Raw genomic sequence first — 20,848 nt, forward strand, 5'->3', positions numbered from 1 at the left:
CTCCGACGCGGCCGGCCGGCGCGTCGGACGTGGCGCGACGGACAGGCGTACAGGGTGAAGCGCGCGTCTCGAGATGGTCACGGTGCGCGCATGAGGCGTGCCCGAACGCGAAAGCACGATGGTCTGGTCGACAATGTCGACCCCGTCGCCGATGTCATGGCGCGTCTGCGCCGCCGCGGTCGCAGTCTCGTGTGCGAAATCGCCGCATTGGTCAAGTTTCGACCTGGGACGTTGCCGCACTAGTTGGATGAAATCATCCGGCGAGGACGAGAAGGATGCCGAATAGACGTTGCGGCATCTGGCGTCCCCAGGAACATCCGATGGACCAGCGCCCGAATATCCTGTTCATCATGGCGGACGACCATGCGGCCAAGGCGATCGGCGCATACGGGTCCGGTCTCCTCGAGACACCGAATATCGATCGTATCGCCCTGGAGGGAATGCGGCTCGACCACTGCTACGTGACGAACTCAATCTGCACGCCAAGCCGCGCCTCGATCCTCACGGGCACCTACAACCACGTCAACGGCGTGACGACCCTCGAGACCCTGCTCGACAATCGCTGGCCCAACGTTGCGAAGGCGCTGCAGGCGCGTGGATATGCGACCGCGATATTCGGCAAGTGGCACCTCGGCGAAGGCCCGCGACACGAGCCGGCCGGCTTCGACGATTGGTGCGTCCTGCCCGGGCAAGGTGACTACTTCGACCCTCGCATGGTCACGCGACAGGGCGGTCGCCATTTTCCCGGATATGTCACCGACGTGATCACCGATCTCTGCGTCGACTGGCTCACGGCGCGTGACCGGAAGCGGCCCTTCTTCCTGATGTGCCATCACAAGGCGCCGCACCGCAGCTTCTCGCCGGCTCCGCGGCATGCCGAACTCTTCGCCTCCGAAACGATCTCGATGCCCGCGACCTTCGACGACGACTATGCCAATCGCGCGAGGGCCGCGCGGGAGGCGCGGATGCGGGTTCGCGTCGACATGACCTACCAGGATCTCGGCCTCGTCGAGCCGGAGGGGCTGGCCCACTACTGGTACGAGAACTCCGGCCGGCCGGACCACGGGAAGGTGCCCACCGACCCGACGGGTCTGACACTCTACGATCGCAATACCGGAGAGCCTTTTACCTTTGCGACGGTCGAGGAGCTCGATCGCTTCAAGTACCAGCGATACATCAAGCGGTACCTCAGGACGATCGTTGCCATCGACGAGAGCGTTGGCCGGCTTCTCGACCTTCTGGAGGAGAGAGGCGACGCGGAGAATACCATCGTCGTCTATACGTCCGACCAGGGTTTCTTTCTCGGCGAGCACGGCTGGTTCGACAAGCGGTTCATCTACGAGGAGTCGCTCCAGATGCCCTGCCTGATCCGCTATCCGGCGGCCTTCGGCCGGGGGATCGGCAATGCGATCGCGACCAACGTCGACTTTGCGCCGACCTTCCTCGACTACGCGGGGGTCTCGGTCCCGTCCTACATGCAGGGGCGCAGCCTGCGGCCGGTTCTCGAAGGTCGGGTGCCGGCCGACTGGCAGGATGTCGCCTACCATCGCTACTGGATGCACAAGGACGATATTCATAACGCCTTCGCGCACTACGGCGTGCGCGATCAACGTCACAAGCTCATCTACTGGTACAACGACCCACTCGGCCAACCCGGTGCGCATGCCGGCGACGAACCTCCGGAGTGGGAGCTGTTCGACTGCGTCGCCGATCCGTTCGAGCTGTGCAACGTTTTCGATAACCCTGAAAAAGCCAATGTTGTCCGCCATATGTTGGCGAAGCTCGACGCGAAAATGTCTGAGATCGGAGACATCCCCGCCCACGACTCGGCGAGCGTACTGGCCGCGATCGCAGCCAGGCAGGCCGAGAATACCAGCACATAAAGCCCCACTGCGCTTCCGCGGTGAGAGTGTGCGCGCAGGAGGAAGTTCATATGACACGCTTGCAAGGCCAGGCCGCCGGAGAATTTGATCCGTCCACATCCCGTCGCCACAGTGTTGCCGCGAACGGCACGCTTGTGTGCGCCTTTGCCGCTGCCGCGACGCTGCTGCCCGACCTGGCGCACGCCTACGTCGGCCCGGGTGCGGGGCTGACGGCGATCGGTACCGTGATCGCGCTCTTCGCGGCCGTGCTCTTCGCCATCGTCGGGTTCGTCTGGTACCCGGTTAAGCGGCTTCTCCGCGGCAGGGGTTCTCGCGCGGCCGGTCCCTCCGGTGAGGCTGACGACCTCGACGGCCGCGGGTCGGCGCAGTGATCGTCGTCATGCTCACCGCGAGCATCCTGGCGTTCGTCGCGGTGCTGCACTTCGCCGGTGCCGCGGGGCTCGCTCGGGACGCGGCGAGCACGGCCGGCGGCGCCGCGGCGGTCATGCGCTCGCGCGACATCGACGACGACGAGAAGGAACGCCGCATCCGCATCGCGGCCGTGCGGCTGTTCGGCAGCTTCCTGGCCATCACGGCCGTGTGCGTCGGCGCCGTCGCCGCCGCGGCTGCCGTCGTCGTGCTCGGATCCGCGTTCGGGCTCTACCGCCTCGCCGAGGCCGTCGAAGTCGGCTCCGGCTGGCCTTTCATCCTGGTCTCGTCGATCGGCATGCTTCTCGTGTGGCTCCTGCTGCGCCAGTCGCCCCGCCGCACACGCAAAATCGATGCGCAATGAAGAGTGACGACAGCATTGGCGCTCCTTACGGCGCGCTCGACCGGCTGCTCCATCGCATCGCCTTCTCCTCGCTCGACACACAGCGGATGCTCGGCGATATCGAGAACCGGATGTTTGCGGGAGAAAGCGTACCGGTTCGCCGCCCCGTCTTCGTGACATCCCTTCCACGGGCGGGAACGACGATCCTTCTCGAGGTTCTGGCGGCGCTGCCGGAATTCGCCTCGGCCACCTATCGCCATATGCCCTTCGTCCTGGCGCCGGTCCTGTGGCAGCGCCTGTCGCGCGGCTTTCGGCAGGCGGGCCGCGCGAGCGAGCGGGCTCACGGCGACGGCATCGCCTTCAGCCTCGACAGCCCCGAAGCCTTCGAGGAGGTGCTCTGGAAGGCGTTCTGGCCGGAGCACTATCGCGGCGGCTCGATCCGGCCCTGGGCGCGCGGGGCCGACAAGGCGGGGTTCGCTCCGTTCTTCGAGCGGCACATGGCGAAGATCGTCGCCGGCACCGAGGGTGCGACGCGTTACCTGTCGAAGAACAACGCCAACATCGCGCGCCTGGCGCTGATCGAGCGGCTCTTTCCCGACGCGTCCATCGTCGTGCCGTTTCGCCATCCCTTCGCCCACGTCGGGTCATTGATGCGCCAGCACGAGCGTTTCAGCGAGCTTCACGCGCGCGATCCCTTCGCGCGCCGCTACATGGCCGACCTCGGACACTTCGAGTTCGGCGCCACGCTGAAACCCATAGCCTTCGCGGGGCGCTCACCCGACGCCGCCAGGGCGTCCTCCCCGGACTTCTGGCTGGAATACTGGTGCGACGCCTACGAGGCGGTGCTCGCCTCCGGCGCGTCGGTGCTCCTCGTCGACCACGACGAGCTGTCGGCCCGGCCCGGCCAGCTCCTGCCCGTGCTGGCTGAACGACTGGATGTCACTCGTCCCGACCTCCTCGCCAGTGAGGCGCAACGCCTGCAGCCGAGGCCGCCGGCGGATCCGCCGGCAGCCCCCGGGCCGCTCATCGCCCGCGCCGAGCGCGTCCACAACGAAATGAAAGCGCGCGCCCTGCGCGACATACCGGTTCTCGAGGAAAACTGATGGCACGTAGCGGTGGACAGAACCGCGGACCCTTCGTGTTCGCGTTGTCCGGAATCGTCCTTGCGACAGTCTACGGCGTCCTCGCGGCGCGTCTCGACTGGTTTCCAAGCCCACAAATCGCCCTCGCGGAGACGACGGTGCGCGACCTCTCCGCCCACTGGAAGAACGACCTGAAGCTGGAGCCGAACCGCCACCTGGTCGAAGCCTACGCAAAGGGGCCCACGGCCGGATCCGAACGCGGGTACCGCGTCGTCGCGCCGGACGCGGTGGCGGAGGGATACGTCCTCGTCGCAGGCCTGAATCCGGCGCAGGACGAGTCCTTTCACGCCGTGACCCTCTACGACGCGGCCGGCAAGCAGGTCCATCGCTGGCCGGTCTTCTACGAACGCCTGGATCCCGAGGGCAATCCACCCCAGAACGTGATGCTGCACGGCATGGAGGTGCTGGAGGACGGTTCGCTCGTCGTCACCTTCGATGTCGGCAACGCGATGGCACGGATCGATGCCTGCGGCGAGCCAATGTGGATCACCTCCGGCGGGTTCCACCACTCCATCACGCGCGACGACAAGGGTTTGCTCTGGAGCTGGCGCGGTGACGACATCGTGGCGGTCGACGAAAACACGGGCGAGGTCGTCCGTGACCTGCCGCTTCGCACTCGGATCCTGAACGCCGGCGGCGGTCAGCAGGGCGTCTTCGGGATGCACGCGTCCACCGAGAACGCAGCCGGGTTGCAGTTCAGTGCCGATCCGTTCCACGCCAACGACGTCGAGCCCCTGACCGCCGATCTGGCGCCCGCCTTCCCGATGTTCGAGGAAGGCGATCTTCTGATCTCGCTGCGCGAACTCAATCTGGTCGCGGTCATCGAGCCCGACGAAGGGCGGCTGCGCTGGTATCGTCATGGCCCGTGGCATCGCCAGCACGACCCGGACTTCGAACCCGACGGCACGATAACGGTATTCGACAACTCGACCGGACTCGGCCGCTCGCGCATCCGCCGCGTCGACCCTGCGACCGGTGACGTGACCGACGCCGTGCCGCTGCGCGACGACGCCCGCTTCTACACCTGGCAGCGCGGCAAGCACCAGACGCTGCCCAACGGCAACGTCCTCGTGACCGAGGCCGAGCGTGGCCGAGTTCTGGAGATCGCTCCGGACGGATCGCTGGTCTGGGAGCGGGAGGTGGCCTGGGACGACGACCGGAACGTCATCATCACCGAGGCACGCCACGTACCGTCGACCTTCTTCGCCGACGGCCCTCCGTCCTGCGTCCCGCACCGTCAGAGTTGAGGACGGCCAGCGCCCTCCGCCCTGCGCGCCGCCAGTCTCGCCAGCTGCGAGACCGCACGCGACTTCGCGGGCCGTCGGGACACACTCACGCCTGACGGGTTCTTCTCCAACCGTCGGGCGATCAAAGCCATCCGCGTCGCGCTCAGTCGGCCCCCGCCAATGCGGGGGCCGACGTTCTGGCGCCGTGGACGAAGTGACCGAAGCGGCCAGCGTAGTACAGTAGGGGTTCACCTTCGGAAATGCCGAGGTGGGCGACGTCGCCGATGATGATCGCGTGGTCCCCGCCGTCCAGAATGCGTGCCGCCTTGCAGACCACGTAGCCGAGCGCGCCGCTGATCACCGGCACCTTGTCGTGAAGGACGTGCGGCACGCTATCGAACTTGTCGTCGTGGCGGCTGGCGAAGTGCATCGCGAGGTCCTGCTGGCCGGCGGCCAGCATGTTGATCGCGAAGCGCTGGCTCTCGGTAACGGCCGTGAACGTGCGGCTGGAATGGGCGAGGCAGACGAGGAACTGCATCGGGTCGAGCGACAGCGACGTGACGGCCGACATGGTCACCCCGTGGAAATGTCCGTCCGAGCCGACGGACGAGATCACCGCGCACCCGCTCGCCCAGCGTCCGGCGACCTTCTTGAATTCGGCGGGGCCTACGGTGTCGAATGCGGACTCGGTCATCGTTCGTGCTCCGAAATCAGTTCGTGCGGCGCTGGGCGGAGGAAATCGCGCCGCCGCGAGGGTGAAGGCTCAGGCAAGGAGGCCGTCGCTGCGCAGAGCCGCGATGGACCGGCGGGCGGCGGCCACGGTCGCCGTCACCTCCGCAGGACCGTGCGTAGCGGAGACGATGCCGCCCGGCCAGCCCGCGAGATCGACGCCCTCGCACATCATCGCCAGCCGCAGGGCGTTGACGACACCGGGATCGTTGCTGCGCAGTTCGTCCGGTGAGTAGGCGGCAGGCTCGAAGTCGAGCGGGTCGATGGGAAGGTTCCTGCCGTTGAGGAAGAGGTGGAAGGCCGACGAGGTGCCATAGGCGGCCCACGGCACGCCCTCGGCGGCGAAGACCGCGTTCAGCCCGTCGCGGATCTCCGCTGCGGTGGCGCTCGCGCGCTCGCACGCGCCGGTGTCGCGGATCTTGGTCAGCGCCGCGACGCCCGCGGCTGCGGCGACCGGGTTGGCGTTGAAGGTGCCCTGATGGCGGATCTTCTCGCCGCCGCGCGCGGCCGTTACTTCGAAGTCCAGGAAGTCGAGGATGTCCTTGCGGCCGGTGATGGCCGCGCCGGGCATGCCGCCGGCGACCACCTTGGCGAGCGAGGTGAGGTCCGGATCGACGCCGAAGGCGACCTGCGCGCCGCCGGGCGAGACGCGGAAACCGGTAATGACCTCGTCGAACATCAGGAGGACGCCGTAGCGCGTGGTGAGCTCGCGCAGCGTGCGCAGGAACTCCGGCGCGATGGGGACGCGGCCGAAGGTCTGCCCGGTGGGCTCGACGATCACCGCGGCAATGCCGTCGTCGGTAGCGAGAAGCTCTTCCACCCGCGCGGCATCGTTGGGCGGCGCGACGACGACGTTCTGCGCGATGCCCGGCAGCACGCCGATGGGTGAGGTGGAATCGAAGTGCGACAGGTGGCCGACGGACGCCGCGTCGTGCCAGCCGTGGAAATGGCCGGCGAAGCGCAGGAAGCGCGGCTTGCCGGTATAGGCGCGGGCGAGGCGCAGGGCGAGCAGGGTGGCCTCGGTACCGGAGTTGGTGAAGCGCACGCGCTCGGCGGCGGGCATGAGCTCGCGGATCAGCGCGCCCCAGGCGACTTCGGCGGGATGGCTGGATCCATAGTGCGTGCCGTTCGGGATTTGCGCCATCATCGCGGCGGTGACGTCCGGGTCGGCATGGCCCAGCAGCAGCGCCCCGTGACCGCCGATGTAGTCGACATATTCGTTGCCGTCGACGTCCCACTTGCGCGGTCCGCTGGCGCGCCCGACCGCGAGGGGATAGGGGGCGAGATGCCGCGAATCGTGCGTGATGCCGCTCGGGAAGAGGGAGCGGGCCTGTTCGAACAGACGGCCGGAGCCCGGTGTCATTGCGACGAAGCGGCTCTCCACGGTGTCGTTCGGCAGGGCGGCGGCGGGTTCGGCCATGTCTGGAGCTCCAAGAGGTCTGAGCCGGCGGGGCCGGCCGATGTCATTCCGCGGCTTGCCGGGCGGCAGCGGCGGAGGCGGGGAGGTATTCGCGCGGCGCCATGCGGGCGATTCGGGCGATGAGTTCGGGCGGGTGAACGCCGAGGACGGCGGCGACCTCGGCGAGGGTGATCGTCTCGGCGCCCTGGCTGCCGATGAAGACGGCCTCGTCGCCGACCGCGGCATCGACGCCGGTCACGTCGACGACCGTGTGCTCGATGCCGCGCCGGGCGACGATCGGGCACCGGCGCCCGGCGACGATCACCTCGCCGCAGGGCGGGCGGTGATTGAAGCCGTCGCAATGGCCCATCGGCACGACGGCGGAGACGCGGGGAACGTCGAGCGGCGCGCTGTCGCCGTAGAAGACCGTGCCGGCGGGGTGCGTCTTCACCTGGATGACGCGCCCGGCAACCTTGGCGACGACCGGGCGGATTTCGTCCGCGTAGGCCCAGTCCGGATCGCCGTAGCCGTACATGCCCTTGCCCGGATTGATGGCGTCGAAGTGGAACTCCGGACGCTCCAGCACGACGCGGCTCGATGCGAGCATCCGTGAGAAACCGGAGAACCCGGCCCCGCTCGCGGCCGCGCAGGCGACGTTGAAGAGGCCGCCTTGCTCGGCGAGGGCGACGGGGTCGTGGGTGTCGCGCACATGGGTGTAGACGCCCGCGAGCCGCAGGGTCTTCGCCTCGGCAAGGGCGGCGAACGCCTCGTGCCAGGTGCCTCTGGCGAAGCCGAGCCGGCCGAGCCCGCAGTCCACCTTCACCCACACGTCGAGCCGGCGCCCCGTGGCGGCGAACGCGTCGAGGCTCGCTCGATCGTGGATGGTGGGCATCACGCCGAGGGCGGCGACGTCCGCCGCGTCCTGCGGCAGGGTCGAGGCGTAGAGCAGCATCGGCGCGTCGATGCCGGCCTGGCGCAACGCCGCCACGTCGTCCGGATTGCCGAGTGCGACGGCGTCCGCCCCCGCGGCGAGGCAGGTGCGGGCCGCGGCAACGATCCCGATCCCGTACCCGTCGCCCTTGATCACGGCGAAGAAGGTCGAAGACCCGGCCACGCGCCGATAGAGGCCGACATTGTGGGCCAGCGCGTCGAGATCGATGGTGATGGTGGCGGGGCGCAGGAAGCTCATGGCGAACTTTCGGATCGTGGGAGCGGAGGGGTCACCGGGTGGGGCGCTGCTGGGGCGGATATCCCTTCGCCTCGTCCACAAGGTGGCACTCGGTGCGGTGCCCCTGGGTGATCGTCACGCTGGCGGGCTCCACGTCGCGGCAGATCGCCATGGCGAGCGGGCAGCGGGGCGCGAACCGGCATCCGGCGGACGGGAGGGAGCGGTCGGGTTTGACGCCGTCACGCCGGGCGAGGCCCCGCCGACGTCCGTCGAGCCCCTTGGGGATCGCGTCGATCAGGGCGCGAGTGTAGGGGTGGGCGGGATGCTTCAGGACCGTGTCGGGCGGCCCTTCCTCGACGATACGGCCGGCATACATCACCGCGACGCGGTTCGAGATCTGGCTCACCAGGGCGAGGTCGTGGCTGATGAAGAGGAGGGTCAGCCCCAGCTCGTCGCGCAACCTTATCAAGAGGTTGACGATCTGCGCCTGAAGCGAGACGTCGAGCGAGGCGACCGGTTCGTCGGCCACCAGGAACTCCGGGTTCATCGCGAGGCTGCGGGCGATCGCGGCGCGCTGGCGCTGACCGCCCGAGAGCTGATGCGGATAGCGCTTGCGCACGAAGTCGCCGAGGCCGACGCGCTCCAGCAGGGCGACCGAGAGGGGCTGGCGGCGGTCGCGCGGGACGCCGCGCAGGCGCAATGTCTCGTCGAGGGCGCGGCCGATGGTCTTGCGTGGGTTGAAGGACGAGCCGGTGTCCTGGAAGACCATCTGCACCTTTTCGCGGAACGGCTTCAGCGCCTTTCCCTTGCGGTGCGTGACGCCTTCGCCGCGATAGGCGACATCGCCGCCGTCGACGTCGAGCAGGCGCACGGCGACCTGCGCGAGGGTGGACTTGCCCGACCCGCTCTCGCCCACCAGGCTCACGATCTCGCCTTTGCGCACCGAGAGGGAGACGTCGCGGAGCGCCTGGAACACGCGGCGCGTGCCGGTGATGCGCCCGACGAGCCCGCCCCCGAGCACGAAGTCCTTGCGGATGCGCACGAGGTCCAGCATCGGCTCGGGCAGCGATGTGCGTGCCGGCTGGCGGCCCTTGTCGGCGCCGCGGCCCTCGGGGGCCAGGGTGCCGGTCGTCGTCGTGGTGGTCATGGGGTCACCCAGCAGCTGACGGCATGGGAGGCGGTTCCATGCGGGAGGGGGCGGGCCGTGCGGCACTTGTCCATGACCTCGGGGCACCGGTCCGCGAACGCGCAGCCGGGGATGCGGGTGCCGAGCGGAGGCGGCGCGCCTTCGATGCTCCACAACGGCTCGGCCCGGTCGATCCGGGGGATGCAGCGCTGCAGAAGCCGCGTGTAGGGATGCTCGGGGCTGCGGAAGAGCGCTTCCACCGGCCCCTCCTCGACGACCGAACCGGCGTACATCACCAGGACGCGGTCGCAGAGCTCGGCGACGAGGTCGAGGTTGTGGGAGATGAAGAGGATCGCGAGCCCCATTTCCTCGCGCAGCGTCTCCAGAAGTTCGACGACCTGGGCCTGCACGGTCACATCGAGCGCGGTGGTGGGTTCGTCGGCGATGAGGAGCTTCGGCTTGCTGGAAATCGCGAGGGCGATCATCACACGCTGGCGCATGCCGCCGGAGAACTCGTGCGGGTAGGCGCCGAGGCGCGCGCCTGGGTCGGCGATGCCCACCATGGAAAGCGCGTCGGCGGCCCGCTCGCGGGCCTCGCGCCGGCCGATGCCGGGCCGGTGGGCGCGGATGGTGTCGACGAGCTGTTGGCCGACCGTGAACGCGGGGTTCAGCGACGACAGCGGGTCCTGGAACACCATGGAGATTTCGCGCCCCCGGATCGCGGCCATCGACCGCTCGGAGAGGGCGGTCAGCTCCTGGCCCTCGAAGCGGATGGAGCCGCCGCTGACGCGTCCCGGCCGGGCGAGGAGGCCCATGATGGAGAACGCCGAGACGGACTTGCCCGACCCCGATTCGCCCACGAGCCCGACCGCCTCCCCGGTGCGACCGAGAAGGAGACCCCGCGGACCGCATCGGCCCAGCGGCCGGCGGTGGGGAATGAGACGCGAAGGTCCGAGACCTCGAGAAGCGGTGCGGCGGTCATTGGAGAAGTCCCCCGGTGGCACGGCGCGGGTCGAGAATGTCGCGCAGACCGTCGCCGAGGAGGTTGAAGCCGATGACGGTGAGCGAGATCGCGAGGCCCGGGAACAGTGGCATCCACCATTCGCCCGAGAAGACGTAGGAGCGGGCGTCCGCCAGCATGGCCCCCCAGGAGGGGGTCGGCGGCTGCACACCGAGCCCGACGAAGCTGACCGACGCCTCCACCACGATGCCGATGGCGACGAGCAGCGTCGCCTGCACGATGAGGGGCGACATCGAGTTGGGCAGGACGTCGCCGACCATGATGGAGATGCTCGACGCGCCCTGGACGCGGCGCGCCTTCACGTATTCGGAGACCATCTCGCCTTGCGCCACCGCGTGGGTGATGCGCGCGAGCGTCGGCGTATAGAGAAGCCCGATCACGAGCATGAGCTTGTGCGTGTTGCGCAGCTCGAACGGGCCCACCATCACCGGTGCGACGCCGACGATGCCGATCACCGCGATCGCCCAGATGAGGAGCGGGATCGAGGCGATGGCGTCGATGATGCGCATGATGATCTGCTCGAGCAGGGTGCCCGAGACGTGGGCCGCGAAGAGCCCCACGACGACGCCGCAGAAGAGCCCGATCGCGACGGCGAAGAGGCTGACTGTCAGCGACGCGCGCGTGCCCCAGACGAGGCGGCTGAAGATGTCGCGGCCGGCCTGGTCGGTGCCGAGCCAGTGCAGGGCGGACGGCGGCTGCAGCTTGTCCTGGATGACGACCTGCACCGGGTCGTAGGGGGCGACGAGCGGCGCGAACACCGCGGCGGCGAGGACGAGGAGGACGATGATGCCACCGGCCGTGGTCGTTCCGTTGGCGCCGATCAGCCGGGCCGAACGGGACAGGACGCCGACCATCGGAGCGAAGGGCGAAAGCGAAGGGCGTTCGGTGAGGGCCATGGCTCAGAGACTCGCGAGCTTCGGGTTGAGGGCGCGATTGAGGATGTCCGCTCCGGCATTGGAGATGATGAAGATGATCGTGAAGACATAGACGATCGCCTGCATTGTCAGGTAATCGCGCTGTCCGACTGCGGTGAGGAGCGCCGAGGACATGCCCGGGATGTAGAAGAGGTACTCGATGATCAGCGCCCAGCCGAACATGTACCCGAACGACATCGCGCCGACACTGACGACCGGGACGAGCGCATTCTTCAGCGCGTACCAGAGGAGGCGGACGCGGCCGATGCCGAGCGCCCGGCCCGTCCGGATATAGTCGGACGACAGCACCTCGATCATGCCGGAGCGTGTCATCCGCGACAGGATGGCGACGTAGTAGATGCCGAGGGCGAAGGCGGGCAGGGCGATGGAGTTGAAGTGCGCGCCGATTCCATCCGACATCGGCACGTAGCCGCCGGGCGGGAACCAACCCCATTCCACCGCCGGGTAGCGAATGAGGAGGAGGCCGAGCCAGAAGCCCGGCACCGAGACGCCGATCACCGAGATGATCCGCGCCAGATGGTCGGCGAGCTTGCCCTCCGCGAGCGCGGAGATCACCCCCAGCGGGATCGCCACGACGACGGCGAAGACGAACGCGACGAGGACTAGTTCCAGCGTGATCGGCAAGGTGGACGCGAGGAGCTCGTTCATGTCGCGTCCCGTCACGAAGGAGCGGCCGAAATTGCCCTGCGCCACGCTGACGAGCCAGTTGCCGTACTGGACAAGCACGGGCTGATCGAGGCCGTGCTCCGCGTTGAAGTCGGCGAGCTGGGCCTCCGTCGCCTCCGCGCCGAGGGCGGCGATGGCCGGCGAACCCGGCACCTGCCGTGTCAGCACGAAGAGCACGAGACCCACGAAGAGGAGGGTCGCGAGCGAGAACAGGATCCGGTCGACGATTAGGCGGAGCATGGCATCCTCCGGTGGCACCGGGCGCGGTCGGGCGCCTCGTCAGGCTCGCGGCAGGGCCGCGCGTGCGCGGATAGGCGGCGGCCGGCGTGCCCGGCCCGGCCGAGTGGGTGCATGGCCACGGGATCTAGATGACGATCTCGTTCGCGACGATCGTCAGCCCCTGGTTGACGGTGAAGTCCTTCGGCTTGCCTTTGCGCCAGATGTTGGCGGCGTAGACGAAGCCGATCCAGATCAGCGGCATGTCACGCAAAAGCACGTCCTGGAGCTTCAGGTAGATCTCCTTCTGCTTCTCCTGCTCCGGCTCGGCGAAGCCCTGCTTGAGGAGCGCGACCATGTCCGGGCCGTCATACTTCACGGACTTGGAGAGGATTTGCCCCGGCGTCAGCGAGTTCTGAAGGTGATAGGTCGGCTCGCCCGGCGACATGTTCACGAACATGGTGTTGGCGGTCCCCTTGATCGCGTTCTGGATCATCACCTGGAACTCGACCACCTCGAGGTTCATCGTCAGGCCGATCTCGGCGAGCTGGGACTGGATGACCAGCGCGGCGTCTCGCACGTCGAGAAGGTAGGGCTCGGAGGGCACCATCAGGCTGAACGTGGCGCCGTCGGCATATTTCGACTTCGCCATGAATTCCTGTGCGCGCTCGATGTCGTAGGACGCGGCGGCATCGGCATCGGCGTTGTACCACCAGGCGTCCTTCGGGGCGGGGAGCGCCGCCGGGGAGAGGAGGTCGTAGTAGACGTTGGTGGCGATGGATTCGCGATCGATGGCGCACGACACCGCGCGGCGCACGTTCGGGTCGTCGAACGGGGCCTTCGTGTTGTCGATGTTCATGGCGAACCAGCCGCCCAGCGTCGGGCGCTTGGCGCCTTCCAGCATCGGCATGGCGGACAGCCGATCGAAGTCCTTGGGCGGCGGCGCCGAGATGAGGTCGACCTGACCGGACATCAGGTAGGCGACGCGGGTCGACTCTTCGTTGATCTGGCGCACCACAAGCCGATCCCAGGCCGGCAGCCCGTCCCGGTAGTACTTATCGTTGCGCACGAGGCTGATATACTCGTTCGGGCGCCACTCTTCGAAGATGCCGGGGCCCGTGCCGACGCCGACCGGCGCGGTCCGGAAGAAGTCCGGGCCGTTCGCCTCGCGCGAGCCCTTCTGGAAGATGCCCATGCACTTGGTCATGAAGGCGAGCCACGGCCCGTAGGGCTCCGACAGGCGGAACTCCACCTTCGTCGGCGAGAGGATGTTGACCTCCTGGATCCGCGCGAAGACCGGCCGGCGCATCGCCTTGTTGTCGGGGTCGAGCAGCCAGTCGAAGGAGTATTTCACGTCCTCGGCCGTGAAGGGCTCGCCGTTCTGGAAGACGACGTCGTCGCGCAGCTCGAAGGTGTAGGTGCGCTTGTCGTCCGACAGCGCGGGCATGGCGGCAGCGAGCTGCGGCTTATACTCGCCGTCGACGTCGAACTCGATGAGGTTCTCGAAGATCGCCTGCGATGTGACCATCCAGTCGTGACTGATCTGGTTCACCGGGTCGAGGGTCACCGGCACGCCGGGGATGGCGAGGGTCACGGTGCCACCGGATTGGGCGAACGAGAGTGGACTGCCGAGAAACGGCGAGATGGCGGCGCCAGCTCCGCCCGCAATGGCGGCCTTCAGGATGGCGCGGCGACGCGGATCGAACTTTTGTGTCATCGGACGGCTCCCAGCCTCTCGAGTTGCGAAGTTCCGTCGGGCGTTTGTCCCAGTCGGGCGCGGCGCCTCTGGGTGGACGCCGTCGCGGCTCTCGGGGCCGACCGCCGCGGGGGCAGCCGAGCGTCTTCGACCTGTAGCGGCCCGGCTCTTACGGGCCCGGGTCGGCCGCTCTGGCCCGTCGCAATCGGTCTGATCGATCCGGGCAAACCGGTCCGGTCCAACCCGGCGTCCTTCTCACGCTCCGCCGATCCTGGCGGGGCGGGAGCACGGTCAGGCGTTGACGCCGGTGTCGATGATGATGTCGCCGAACTCGTCGAGCGCGGCGGTCATGCCCGGCGGAACGACGCACGTGCAGTCGTATTCTTCGACGATCACCGGCCCCGCATACGGCGTGGCGAGATGGCCGCGCTTGAGGATCGGCGTCTCCATCCAGCCGTAGTCGGGGCCGAAATAGGCGCGGCGCGTGGTCGGTTCGGCGAGGCCAATCGCAAGGTCCTGTTTGGCGATGCTGCGGGCCGCTTCGAGCAGACCGCGGGCGGCGAGGTTGAGGGAGACGAGCTCCACGGGCTCGTCGTCGCCGGCGCGGTGGCCGTAGGTGCGCTCGTGCTCGGCGCCGTAGGCCTCCGCTGCGGCGGCGGCGAAACCCGGCCCGATCGCCGGCAGCGGCACCGCGAGCTCATAGGCCTGCCCGCGGTAGTGCAGCTTGGCGGTCCACTTGAGCTCCACCGCGTCGCCGCTGAAGCCGTCCGCGGCGAGGCGGTCGCGCGCCTGCGCCTCGAGCGCAGCGGTGGCCTCCCTGAGCGCCGAGGGGTCGATGTCGCCGACGAGCTGCCGGAAGGTCTTGGGGAAGTGGTATTCGACGTCGCAGTAGAGGAGGCCGACGGACGAGAAGACCCCGGCTTGCGGCGGCACGATCACCTTGGCCACCATCAGCGAGCGCGCCATGCCGGCCGCGAACAACGGCCCGTTGCCACCGAAGGCGACGAGCGCGTATTCGCGCGGATCGCGTCCCCGCTCGGAGGAGACGGCCTTGATCGCCCGGATCATGTTCGAGGCGGCGACGAGGTGGGCCCCGTAGGCCGCGCGCTCGGGCGAGAGGCCCAACGGCTCGGCGACCTTTTCGGTGAGGGCCGCTTTGGACTTGTCCGACCGCAGCTTCACCGATCCGCCGGCCAGATGCCCGGGATTGATATAGCCGAGGACGACGTTGGCGTCGGTCACGGTGGGCTCGGTGCCGCCGAGGTCATAGCACACCGGTCCCGGGAAGGAGCCGGCGCTCTGGGGCCCCACCTGAGGCACGCCGCCGGCGTCGATGGAGATGATGGAGCCGCCGCCCGCCCCGACCTCGGCGAGGTCGATCGCCGGGACCTTCAGCGCGTAGCCCGCCCCCGACATCAGCCGCGAGCCGATCATGATCCCGCCGCCGACGGAATATTCCTCGGCGCGGGTCACGTCGCCGTCCTCCACCAGCGAGGCCTTGGCGGTGGTGCCGCCCATGTCGAAGGAGATGACCTTGTCGAAGCCGACGCGGCGCGCGAGCTGCTGTGCGCCGACGACCCCCGCGGCGGGCCCGGATTCGACGATGTTCATAGGCAACTCGGCGGCGACCTCGGCGGTCGTGAGGCCTCCGTTCGACTGCATCAGGAGCAGCGGCGCCTTCACCTCGATGCGGTCGAGGTCGCCGATCAGCGACTTGAGGTAGGAGCCGACCACCGGCTTGACGTAGGCGTTGATCACGGTGGTCGAGGTCCGCTCGTATTCCTTGATCTCGGGGAGCACCTCCGAGGAGACGGACAGCACCATGCCGGGTGCGCGCTCCGCGACGATCTCCTTGACACGCATCTCGTGCGCCGGGTTGGCATAGGAGTGGAGCAGGCAGACCGAAATCGCCTCGACCCCTTCCCCGACCAGCCGGTCGACGGCGTCCGCCACCTCCGCCTCGTCGAGCGGCGTGACGACGGAGCCGTCCGCGCCGATGCGTTCGGTGACCTCCATGCGCAGGAAGCGCTCCACCAGCATCGGCGGCTTGACCCAGCCGAGATCGTAGAGCCGCGGCATGCGAAGGAGCCGCAGCTCGAGGAGATCGCGGAAGCCGCGGGTCGTGATGAGGCCCGTCCTGGCGCCCTTCAGCTCCAGGATCGCGTTGGAGGCGACCGTGGTGCCGTGCAGCACCTCCTCGATCTCGGAGGGGGCAATGCCGGCCTCGGCGAAGGTCGCGGCGAGACCGTCGGAGATCGCGCGGGCATAGTTGTCGACGGTGGACGACACCTTTCTGGTGAGGATCTCGCCCGTGTCGCCGAGGAGGACGATGTCGGTGAATGTGCCGCCGATGTCGACGCCGACCCGATAACCGCTCATGGTCTATCGCTCCAGAATTCCGTGGGGAAAGGACAGTGGGGCGGCCTATTCGGCCGCCTCCTTGAGCGCCTGCGACGGCTCGCGCAGCATGAAGGGCACCTCGCTCCAGCCGCGGGCGGCGGCGAGTTCGCGGCGCCGCGCGGCGGTGGCCGCCTCATCGACCTCGAGCGTCGCGTCGTCGAACACCAGGCCGTATTCGTCACGGGCCGACTGCGGCGAGACGAAGCCGTTGCGCACGTCCCTGACCAACCGCGCGGTGTCGCGCTCCAGCGGATCGCCCCAGCCGCCGGGGCCGGACACCTCGTGGACGAAGTGGTCGCCCTTGTGCAGCGTCGTCGTGAACTTGGAGGGAAGGAGCGTCGGCTTGCCCGCCTCGCGGGTGAGGTAATTCATCGAGGGATAGCCCGGCCCGCCGCCGTAGAGACCGTAGGCGCGGTATTCGCGACGGTCGGAGCGGACCGAGATCGTCGCCTCGTCCTCGAGGAAGGTGTAGGACCGCCGATAGGGAGCGCCGCCGCGATATTGCCCGACGCCGCCGCGGTCCGTCATGAACTCGTAGGCGTCGATGCGCACCGGCTGCTCGGCTTCCGTCACCTCGATGGACTGCGAGGCCATGTTGGCGAAGATGTGCGAGTTGCCGTCGATGCCGTCCTCCCACGGCCGGCCACCCCAAGCCGCCGAGGTGAAGTCGCAGTAGATGAAGGGCGAGTGGTCGGCATAGTAGCCGCCGATGGAGATGTTCGTGTTGCCGCCGTCGGACGCCGCATACACCTTGTCCGGCAGCATCTTGGCGAAGGCGCCGAAGACGACGTCGGTCATCCGGAAGCCGGTGAGACCGCGTGCGGCGGTGGCGGCGGGCAGCACGCAGTTGGTGATCGTGCCCTCCGGCGCGACGACCTTGGCGACCCGGAAGACGCCCTCGTTGTTGGGGATCGCGTTTTCCAGCACGGACATGAGGCCGCAATAGGACACGGACTTGGTGAACGACGTCGTGCAATTGAGCGCGCCCTTCACCTGCGGCGCGGAACCGGTCCAGTCGAACAGGATCGAGTCGCCGGCCTTTTCGATCCGCACCCTGAGGCGGATCGGCTTGCCCTCGTCGATTCCGTCGTCGTCGATGAAGTCCTCGAACTCGAACTCGCCGTCCGGCAGCTTGGCGATCTCGGCGCGGGTGAGTCGCTCGGAATAGTCGAGGAGCTCCGCCATGTAGGTGGCGACCTTCGCCGTGCCGTACTGCGCGCAGAGGTCCTTGAACGCGACCTCGGCGATGTGGCAGGCCGAGAGCTGAGCGCGCAGGTCGCCGGCCACCTTGGCCGGAACGCGCACGTTCTTCTCCACGAACATGAAGAAGGTCTCGTTCTTCACGCCGCCGTCGTAGATGCGCATGACCGGCACGCGCAGACCTTCCTGATAGGTCTCGGTCGAATCCGAGGCGTTCGATCCGGCGACGCGGCCGCCGACGTCGGTGTGATGCGAGATCGAGCCGGCGAACGCCATCAGCGTTCCGTCGATGAAGATCGGCTGGAAGATGAAGATGTCCGGCAGGTGCATGCCGCCGTCGAACGGATCGTTGAGGGCGAAGATGTCGCCCTCCTTGATGGTCCCGCCGAAGCGTGACAGCACCGCGGCGAGGGCGGTCGGCATGGACCCCAGGTGGCCCGGCAGGGAAAAGCCCTGCGCCACCATTTGACCTTTGGCATCGAAGAATGCGGTCGAGTAGTCGAGGTTGTCGCGCAGGACATTGGAGTAAGTCGTGCGATGAACGGTGAGCGCCATCTCGTCCGCGACGGTCAGGATCGCGTTTTTGAAGAGCTCGAATTCGAACGGATCAATGGTGGCTTCGGTCATCCTGGCTCCGGATCGTTCGGCGGATGGGGGCGGGCACAGTTCGCTCTCGCGCGGCGGACATCGCGTTCGCCGTCGCAGCCCTTTCCAAAGGGAACACTTGCGTCGTGACCAATTGTGTTCAAACAATCCGACGGCGGAATATTGTATTCGCGGCCGAGTTGTTGAGGTGCGATGTTATAAGCGCGCGGCGATCTGTAAAGCATATTGTATGAGCAAAGCGACGCGCCATCGAATGCAAACGCTGAGCACCGCCGGGATCAAACTGGTCTGACCGTATGTCGAACCGGTTCGGGGGCCATTGTGGCCGTCGCCTTGCAGGGAGCAGGCGCAGATGCGAGCCGACCGGACGGAAGGACGACGCGGATGGCGAACCTTCGGAACATCGTGGCGGAGCGACTGGCCCAGGAAATCCGCAAGGGCTTTTGGGAGCCGGGGGCACGACTGCCGGGCGAGCGCCCGCTGGCGGTCCGCTTCGAGGCGAGCCGTCCGGTGGTCCGCGAAGCGTTGCGGATGCTGGAGGACGCGGGGCTCGTCCGGGTCCAGGCCGGCCGCGGCGCCTTCGTGCTGGATCCGTCGGTGGGGGAGGGTGAGGCCTCGCTCGGCCAGGCGGAGGCGCTTTCCGCCGGCATCTCCAATCTCGCTCTGTCCGACCTCGCGGAGGCGCGCATTCTCGTCGAGGGGCGCATCATCGAGCTCGCCGCGCAGCGTGCGACGGAGAGCGACATCGATGCGTTGCGCATGTTCAACGCGATGATGGAGCGGGCAATTTCCAATCCGACCGCGTTCAAGCAGGCCGATCTCTTCTTCCATCGCCAGCTCGCCCGGGCCTCGGGAAGTCCGATCTACGTGGTGTGGCTGGAGATCATACTGCGCGGCGTCGACGAGGAGCGGAACGACGTCACGCGTCTCGCGGTGCGCCATCGCGAGGACATCCTCGCCAGCCACAAAACGATGGTCGCTGCCGTCGCGGACGGCGACCCGGTTCGCGCCCGGCGGCTGATGATCGCGCATATCGAGGAGTTCGTGCGCAACGTGGAGTGCAACACCGCCCTGGGCCTGCTGCCGCAGCGCGGGGGGCAGGCCCCAGCGTCCGCCGATCGGCGTTGACGCGACCGGGCGCCGGCGGGTCATGGGTGGTCAGACCGGTTCGGTGCGGGGATTCTGCGCATGGGCCACGCCCTTTGGGCATGTATTGACTATTGCACTGCGTTGACATCGGACGCCTCAATACTGAACCTGACGTCACTCGCCAGCCTGCTTTCTCTCATCAGATGCTGGAAGAGACGTACTGAAACCCCAGCTTGCAAGTAGTCCATGTGCGAACACTCGCGCATTGACGCGTGCGGCAACGTCAGGGCGCGCATATGTTCCATATGGGATGGTTCCTCAAGCAAGGCTTCGGTGTTCAAGGCTGGGGGGCGCCCTGGTCCGGCGTCACGCACATGGAGTGGATGCAGCCGGACCCGTACATCGACATGGCGAAGCAGCTCGAGCGCGCGTCATTCGACTACATGATGATCGAGGACTCGCTCCTCGTGCACGACACCTACAAGGGCAGCGCCGAGTTTCCGCTCCGGCGCGCCTATTCCGTGCCCAAGTCCGATCCGATGCCGCTCATTCCGCTGATCGCCCACGCGACCCAGAATATCGGCATCATCGGCACCATCGCGACACCGTTCATCCCGCCGTTCTCCGCCGCACGTCTCGGCGCGACCCTGGATCATCTCACGAAGGGCCGGGTGGGCCTCAACCTCGTGACGGCGAGCTCCCATCGCTCGGCGCAGAACTACGGCCTGGAGAAGCACTACGAGCACGACGAGCGGTATCGGATGGCCGACGAGTGGATGGAGGTGGTCGAGGCCCTGTGGAACTCCTGGGAGCCGGACGCCATCGTCGCGGACCCGGAGACCGGCGTCTATGCGGACCACAACAAGGTCCATACGATCGACTTCGTCGGCAAGTACTACAAGTGCCGTGGGCCGCTGAATACGGCGCCCGGTCCGCAGCGCAAGCCGGTGATCTGCCAGGCCGGCGGCTCGCCGGCGGGCATGGCCTTCGCCACCAAGTATGCCGACACGATCGTCGCCTCCAAGCTCGGCATCGAGGCCATGAAGGGCTACCGCGCCGAGATCACGGAGCGCCTCGTGCGCAACCAGCGCCCCGCCGACAGCGCCAAGGTGCTGTTCCTCATCGCCCCGATCCTCGCTGAAACCGACGAGGAAGCGTTCGATCGCCGCGACCGTCAGCGCAAGAAGGAGGCCGAGGATTGGGAGGCACGCGTGGAGCGGATGAGCTACATGTCGGGCATCGATTTCGGTCAGTTCGAGCTCGACGAGCCGCTGCCGGACGACCTCCTGCCGAAGATCAACGGTCATCAGAGCGGCATGAAGGAGATCCTCTCAAAGGGCGCGACGCTGCGCGAGCTGACGAAGTTCACGCCAGTGGAATCGATCGAGCTCGTCGGCTCGCCCGACACCGTCGCCGCCAAGATGGGTGAGGCGATGGAGGAGATCGGCGGCGATGGCTTCCTGATCACCAACACCATCACCCGCCGCACCGTCGCCGAAATCGCCGAGGGCCTCGCACCGGCCCTGAAGCAACGCGGCCTGACGCGAAAGGCATACGAGCCCGGCACCTTCCGCGAAAACCTGCTCGCCTTCTGA

At 67.7% G+C, this 20,848-nt stretch carries 17 protein-coding genes; 7 read left to right on the forward strand and 10 right to left on the reverse strand.

What is annotated here, in order from left to right:
• Positions 1–320 precede the first annotated feature (320 nt).
• From DLJ53_RS29695 to DLJ53_RS29715, 5 genes are read left to right on the forward strand one after another with little or no spacing between them, the layout of a single operon-like run.
• Positions 321–1,883, forward strand: coding sequence for a sulfatase family protein (locus DLJ53_RS29695; protein WP_111351911.1), 1,563 nt, complete (start codon positions 321–323; stop codon positions 1,881–1,883).
• A 50-nt stretch (positions 1,884–1,933) separates the two neighbouring features.
• Positions 1,934–2,254 carry a hypothetical protein gene (locus DLJ53_RS29700; protein ID WP_211100702.1) on the forward strand — a complete coding sequence of 107 codons (321 nt, stop codon included), beginning with the start codon at positions 1,934–1,936 and terminating at the stop codon, positions 2,252–2,254.
• The gene (locus DLJ53_RS29705; protein ID WP_111351915.1) at positions 2,251–2,655 is read left to right on the forward strand and encodes a hypothetical protein; all 405 of its coding nucleotides are present in this window, start codon (positions 2,251–2,253) and stop codon (positions 2,653–2,655) included. Before DLJ53_RS29700 ends, DLJ53_RS29705 begins: the two co-directional genes overlap by 4 nt.
• The gene (locus DLJ53_RS29710; RefSeq protein WP_111351917.1) at positions 2,652–3,737 is read left to right on the forward strand and encodes a sulfotransferase; all 1,086 of its coding nucleotides are present in this window, start codon (positions 2,652–2,654) and stop codon (positions 3,735–3,737) included. Before DLJ53_RS29705 ends, DLJ53_RS29710 begins: the two co-directional genes overlap by 4 nt.
• Positions 3,737–5,023, forward strand: a complete 1,287-nt coding sequence (locus DLJ53_RS29715; protein WP_111351919.1) for an arylsulfotransferase family protein — start codon at positions 3,737–3,739, stop codon at positions 5,021–5,023. The genes DLJ53_RS29710 and DLJ53_RS29715 overlap by 1 nt, the downstream gene beginning before the upstream one ends.
• A 142-nt stretch (positions 5,024–5,165) precedes the next feature.
• Here DLJ53_RS29715 and DLJ53_RS29720 read toward each other — a convergent pair whose 3' ends face one another.
• The 10 genes from DLJ53_RS29720 to DLJ53_RS29765 all read right to left on the reverse strand — a co-directional run bounded on the left by DLJ53_RS29720 (position 5,166) and on the right by DLJ53_RS29765 (position 18,185).
• Entirely contained in the window at positions 5,166–5,696 is a 531-nt protein-coding gene (locus tag DLJ53_RS29720) for a flavin reductase family protein (RefSeq protein ID WP_111351921.1), read from the reverse strand.
• A 69-nt stretch (positions 5,697–5,765) separates the two neighbouring features.
• A complete protein-coding gene (locus DLJ53_RS29725; protein WP_111351923.1) occupies positions 5,766–7,151 on the reverse strand; it encodes an aspartate aminotransferase family protein in 1,386 nt (461 codons plus the stop codon).
• 43 nt (positions 7,152–7,194) lie between these two features.
• Positions 7,195–8,319: an alanine racemase gene (alr, locus tag DLJ53_RS29730; protein ID WP_111351925.1), complete on the reverse strand. Its 1,125-nt coding sequence runs from the start codon at positions 8,317–8,319 to the stop codon at positions 7,195–7,197.
• A 31-nt stretch (positions 8,320–8,350) separates the two neighbouring features.
• Positions 8,351–9,445: an ABC transporter ATP-binding protein gene (locus DLJ53_RS29735; protein ID WP_111351927.1), complete on the reverse strand. Its 1,095-nt coding sequence runs from the start codon at positions 9,443–9,445 to the stop codon at positions 8,351–8,353.
• Positions 9,442–10,284 (reverse strand): ABC transporter ATP-binding protein, encoded by an 843-nt coding sequence (locus DLJ53_RS29740; RefSeq protein ID WP_244935191.1) that lies wholly within the window; start codon positions 10,282–10,284, stop codon positions 9,442–9,444. Before DLJ53_RS29740 ends, DLJ53_RS29735 begins: the two co-directional genes overlap by 4 nt.
• A 118-nt stretch (positions 10,285–10,402) precedes the next feature.
• Positions 10,403–11,341 carry an ABC transporter permease gene (locus DLJ53_RS29745; protein ID WP_111351931.1) on the reverse strand — a complete coding sequence of 313 codons (939 nt, stop codon included), beginning with the start codon at positions 11,339–11,341 and terminating at the stop codon, positions 10,403–10,405.
• Between the two features lie 3 nt (positions 11,342–11,344).
• Positions 11,345–12,286 carry an ABC transporter permease gene (locus tag DLJ53_RS29750; RefSeq protein ID WP_111351932.1) on the reverse strand — a complete coding sequence of 314 codons (942 nt, stop codon included), beginning with the start codon at positions 12,284–12,286 and terminating at the stop codon, positions 11,345–11,347.
• A 124-nt stretch (positions 12,287–12,410) separates the two neighbouring features.
• On the reverse strand, positions 12,411–13,979 hold the full coding sequence (locus DLJ53_RS29755; RefSeq protein ID WP_111351934.1) for an ABC transporter substrate-binding protein: 1,569 nt from the start codon (positions 13,977–13,979) through the stop codon (positions 12,411–12,413).
• Between the two features lie 270 nt (positions 13,980–14,249).
• On the reverse strand, positions 14,250–16,337 hold the full coding sequence (locus tag DLJ53_RS29760; RefSeq protein ID WP_111351936.1) for a hydantoinase/oxoprolinase family protein: 2,088 nt from the start codon (positions 16,335–16,337) through the stop codon (positions 14,250–14,252).
• 45 nt (positions 16,338–16,382) lie between these two features.
• On the reverse strand, positions 16,383–18,185 hold the full coding sequence (locus DLJ53_RS29765; RefSeq protein WP_111351938.1) for a hydantoinase B/oxoprolinase family protein: 1,803 nt from the start codon (positions 18,183–18,185) through the stop codon (positions 16,383–16,385).
• A gap of 363 nt (positions 18,186–18,548) precedes the next feature.
• Between DLJ53_RS29765 and DLJ53_RS29770 the strand changes: the two genes are divergently transcribed.
• The gene (locus DLJ53_RS29770) at positions 18,549–19,292 is read left to right on the forward strand and encodes a FadR/GntR family transcriptional regulator (protein WP_111351939.1); all 744 of its coding nucleotides are present in this window, start codon (positions 18,549–18,551) and stop codon (positions 19,290–19,292) included.
• Positions 19,293–19,549: 257 nt separating this feature from the next.
• Positions 19,550–20,848 (forward strand): NtaA/DmoA family FMN-dependent monooxygenase, encoded by a 1,299-nt coding sequence (locus DLJ53_RS29775; protein WP_111351941.1) that lies wholly within the window; start codon positions 19,550–19,552, stop codon positions 20,846–20,848.

Origin of the sequence: Acuticoccus sediminis, from assembly GCF_003258595.1 — a bacterium.
Taxonomy (GTDB): domain Bacteria; phylum Pseudomonadota; class Alphaproteobacteria; order Rhizobiales; family Amorphaceae; genus Acuticoccus; species Acuticoccus sediminis.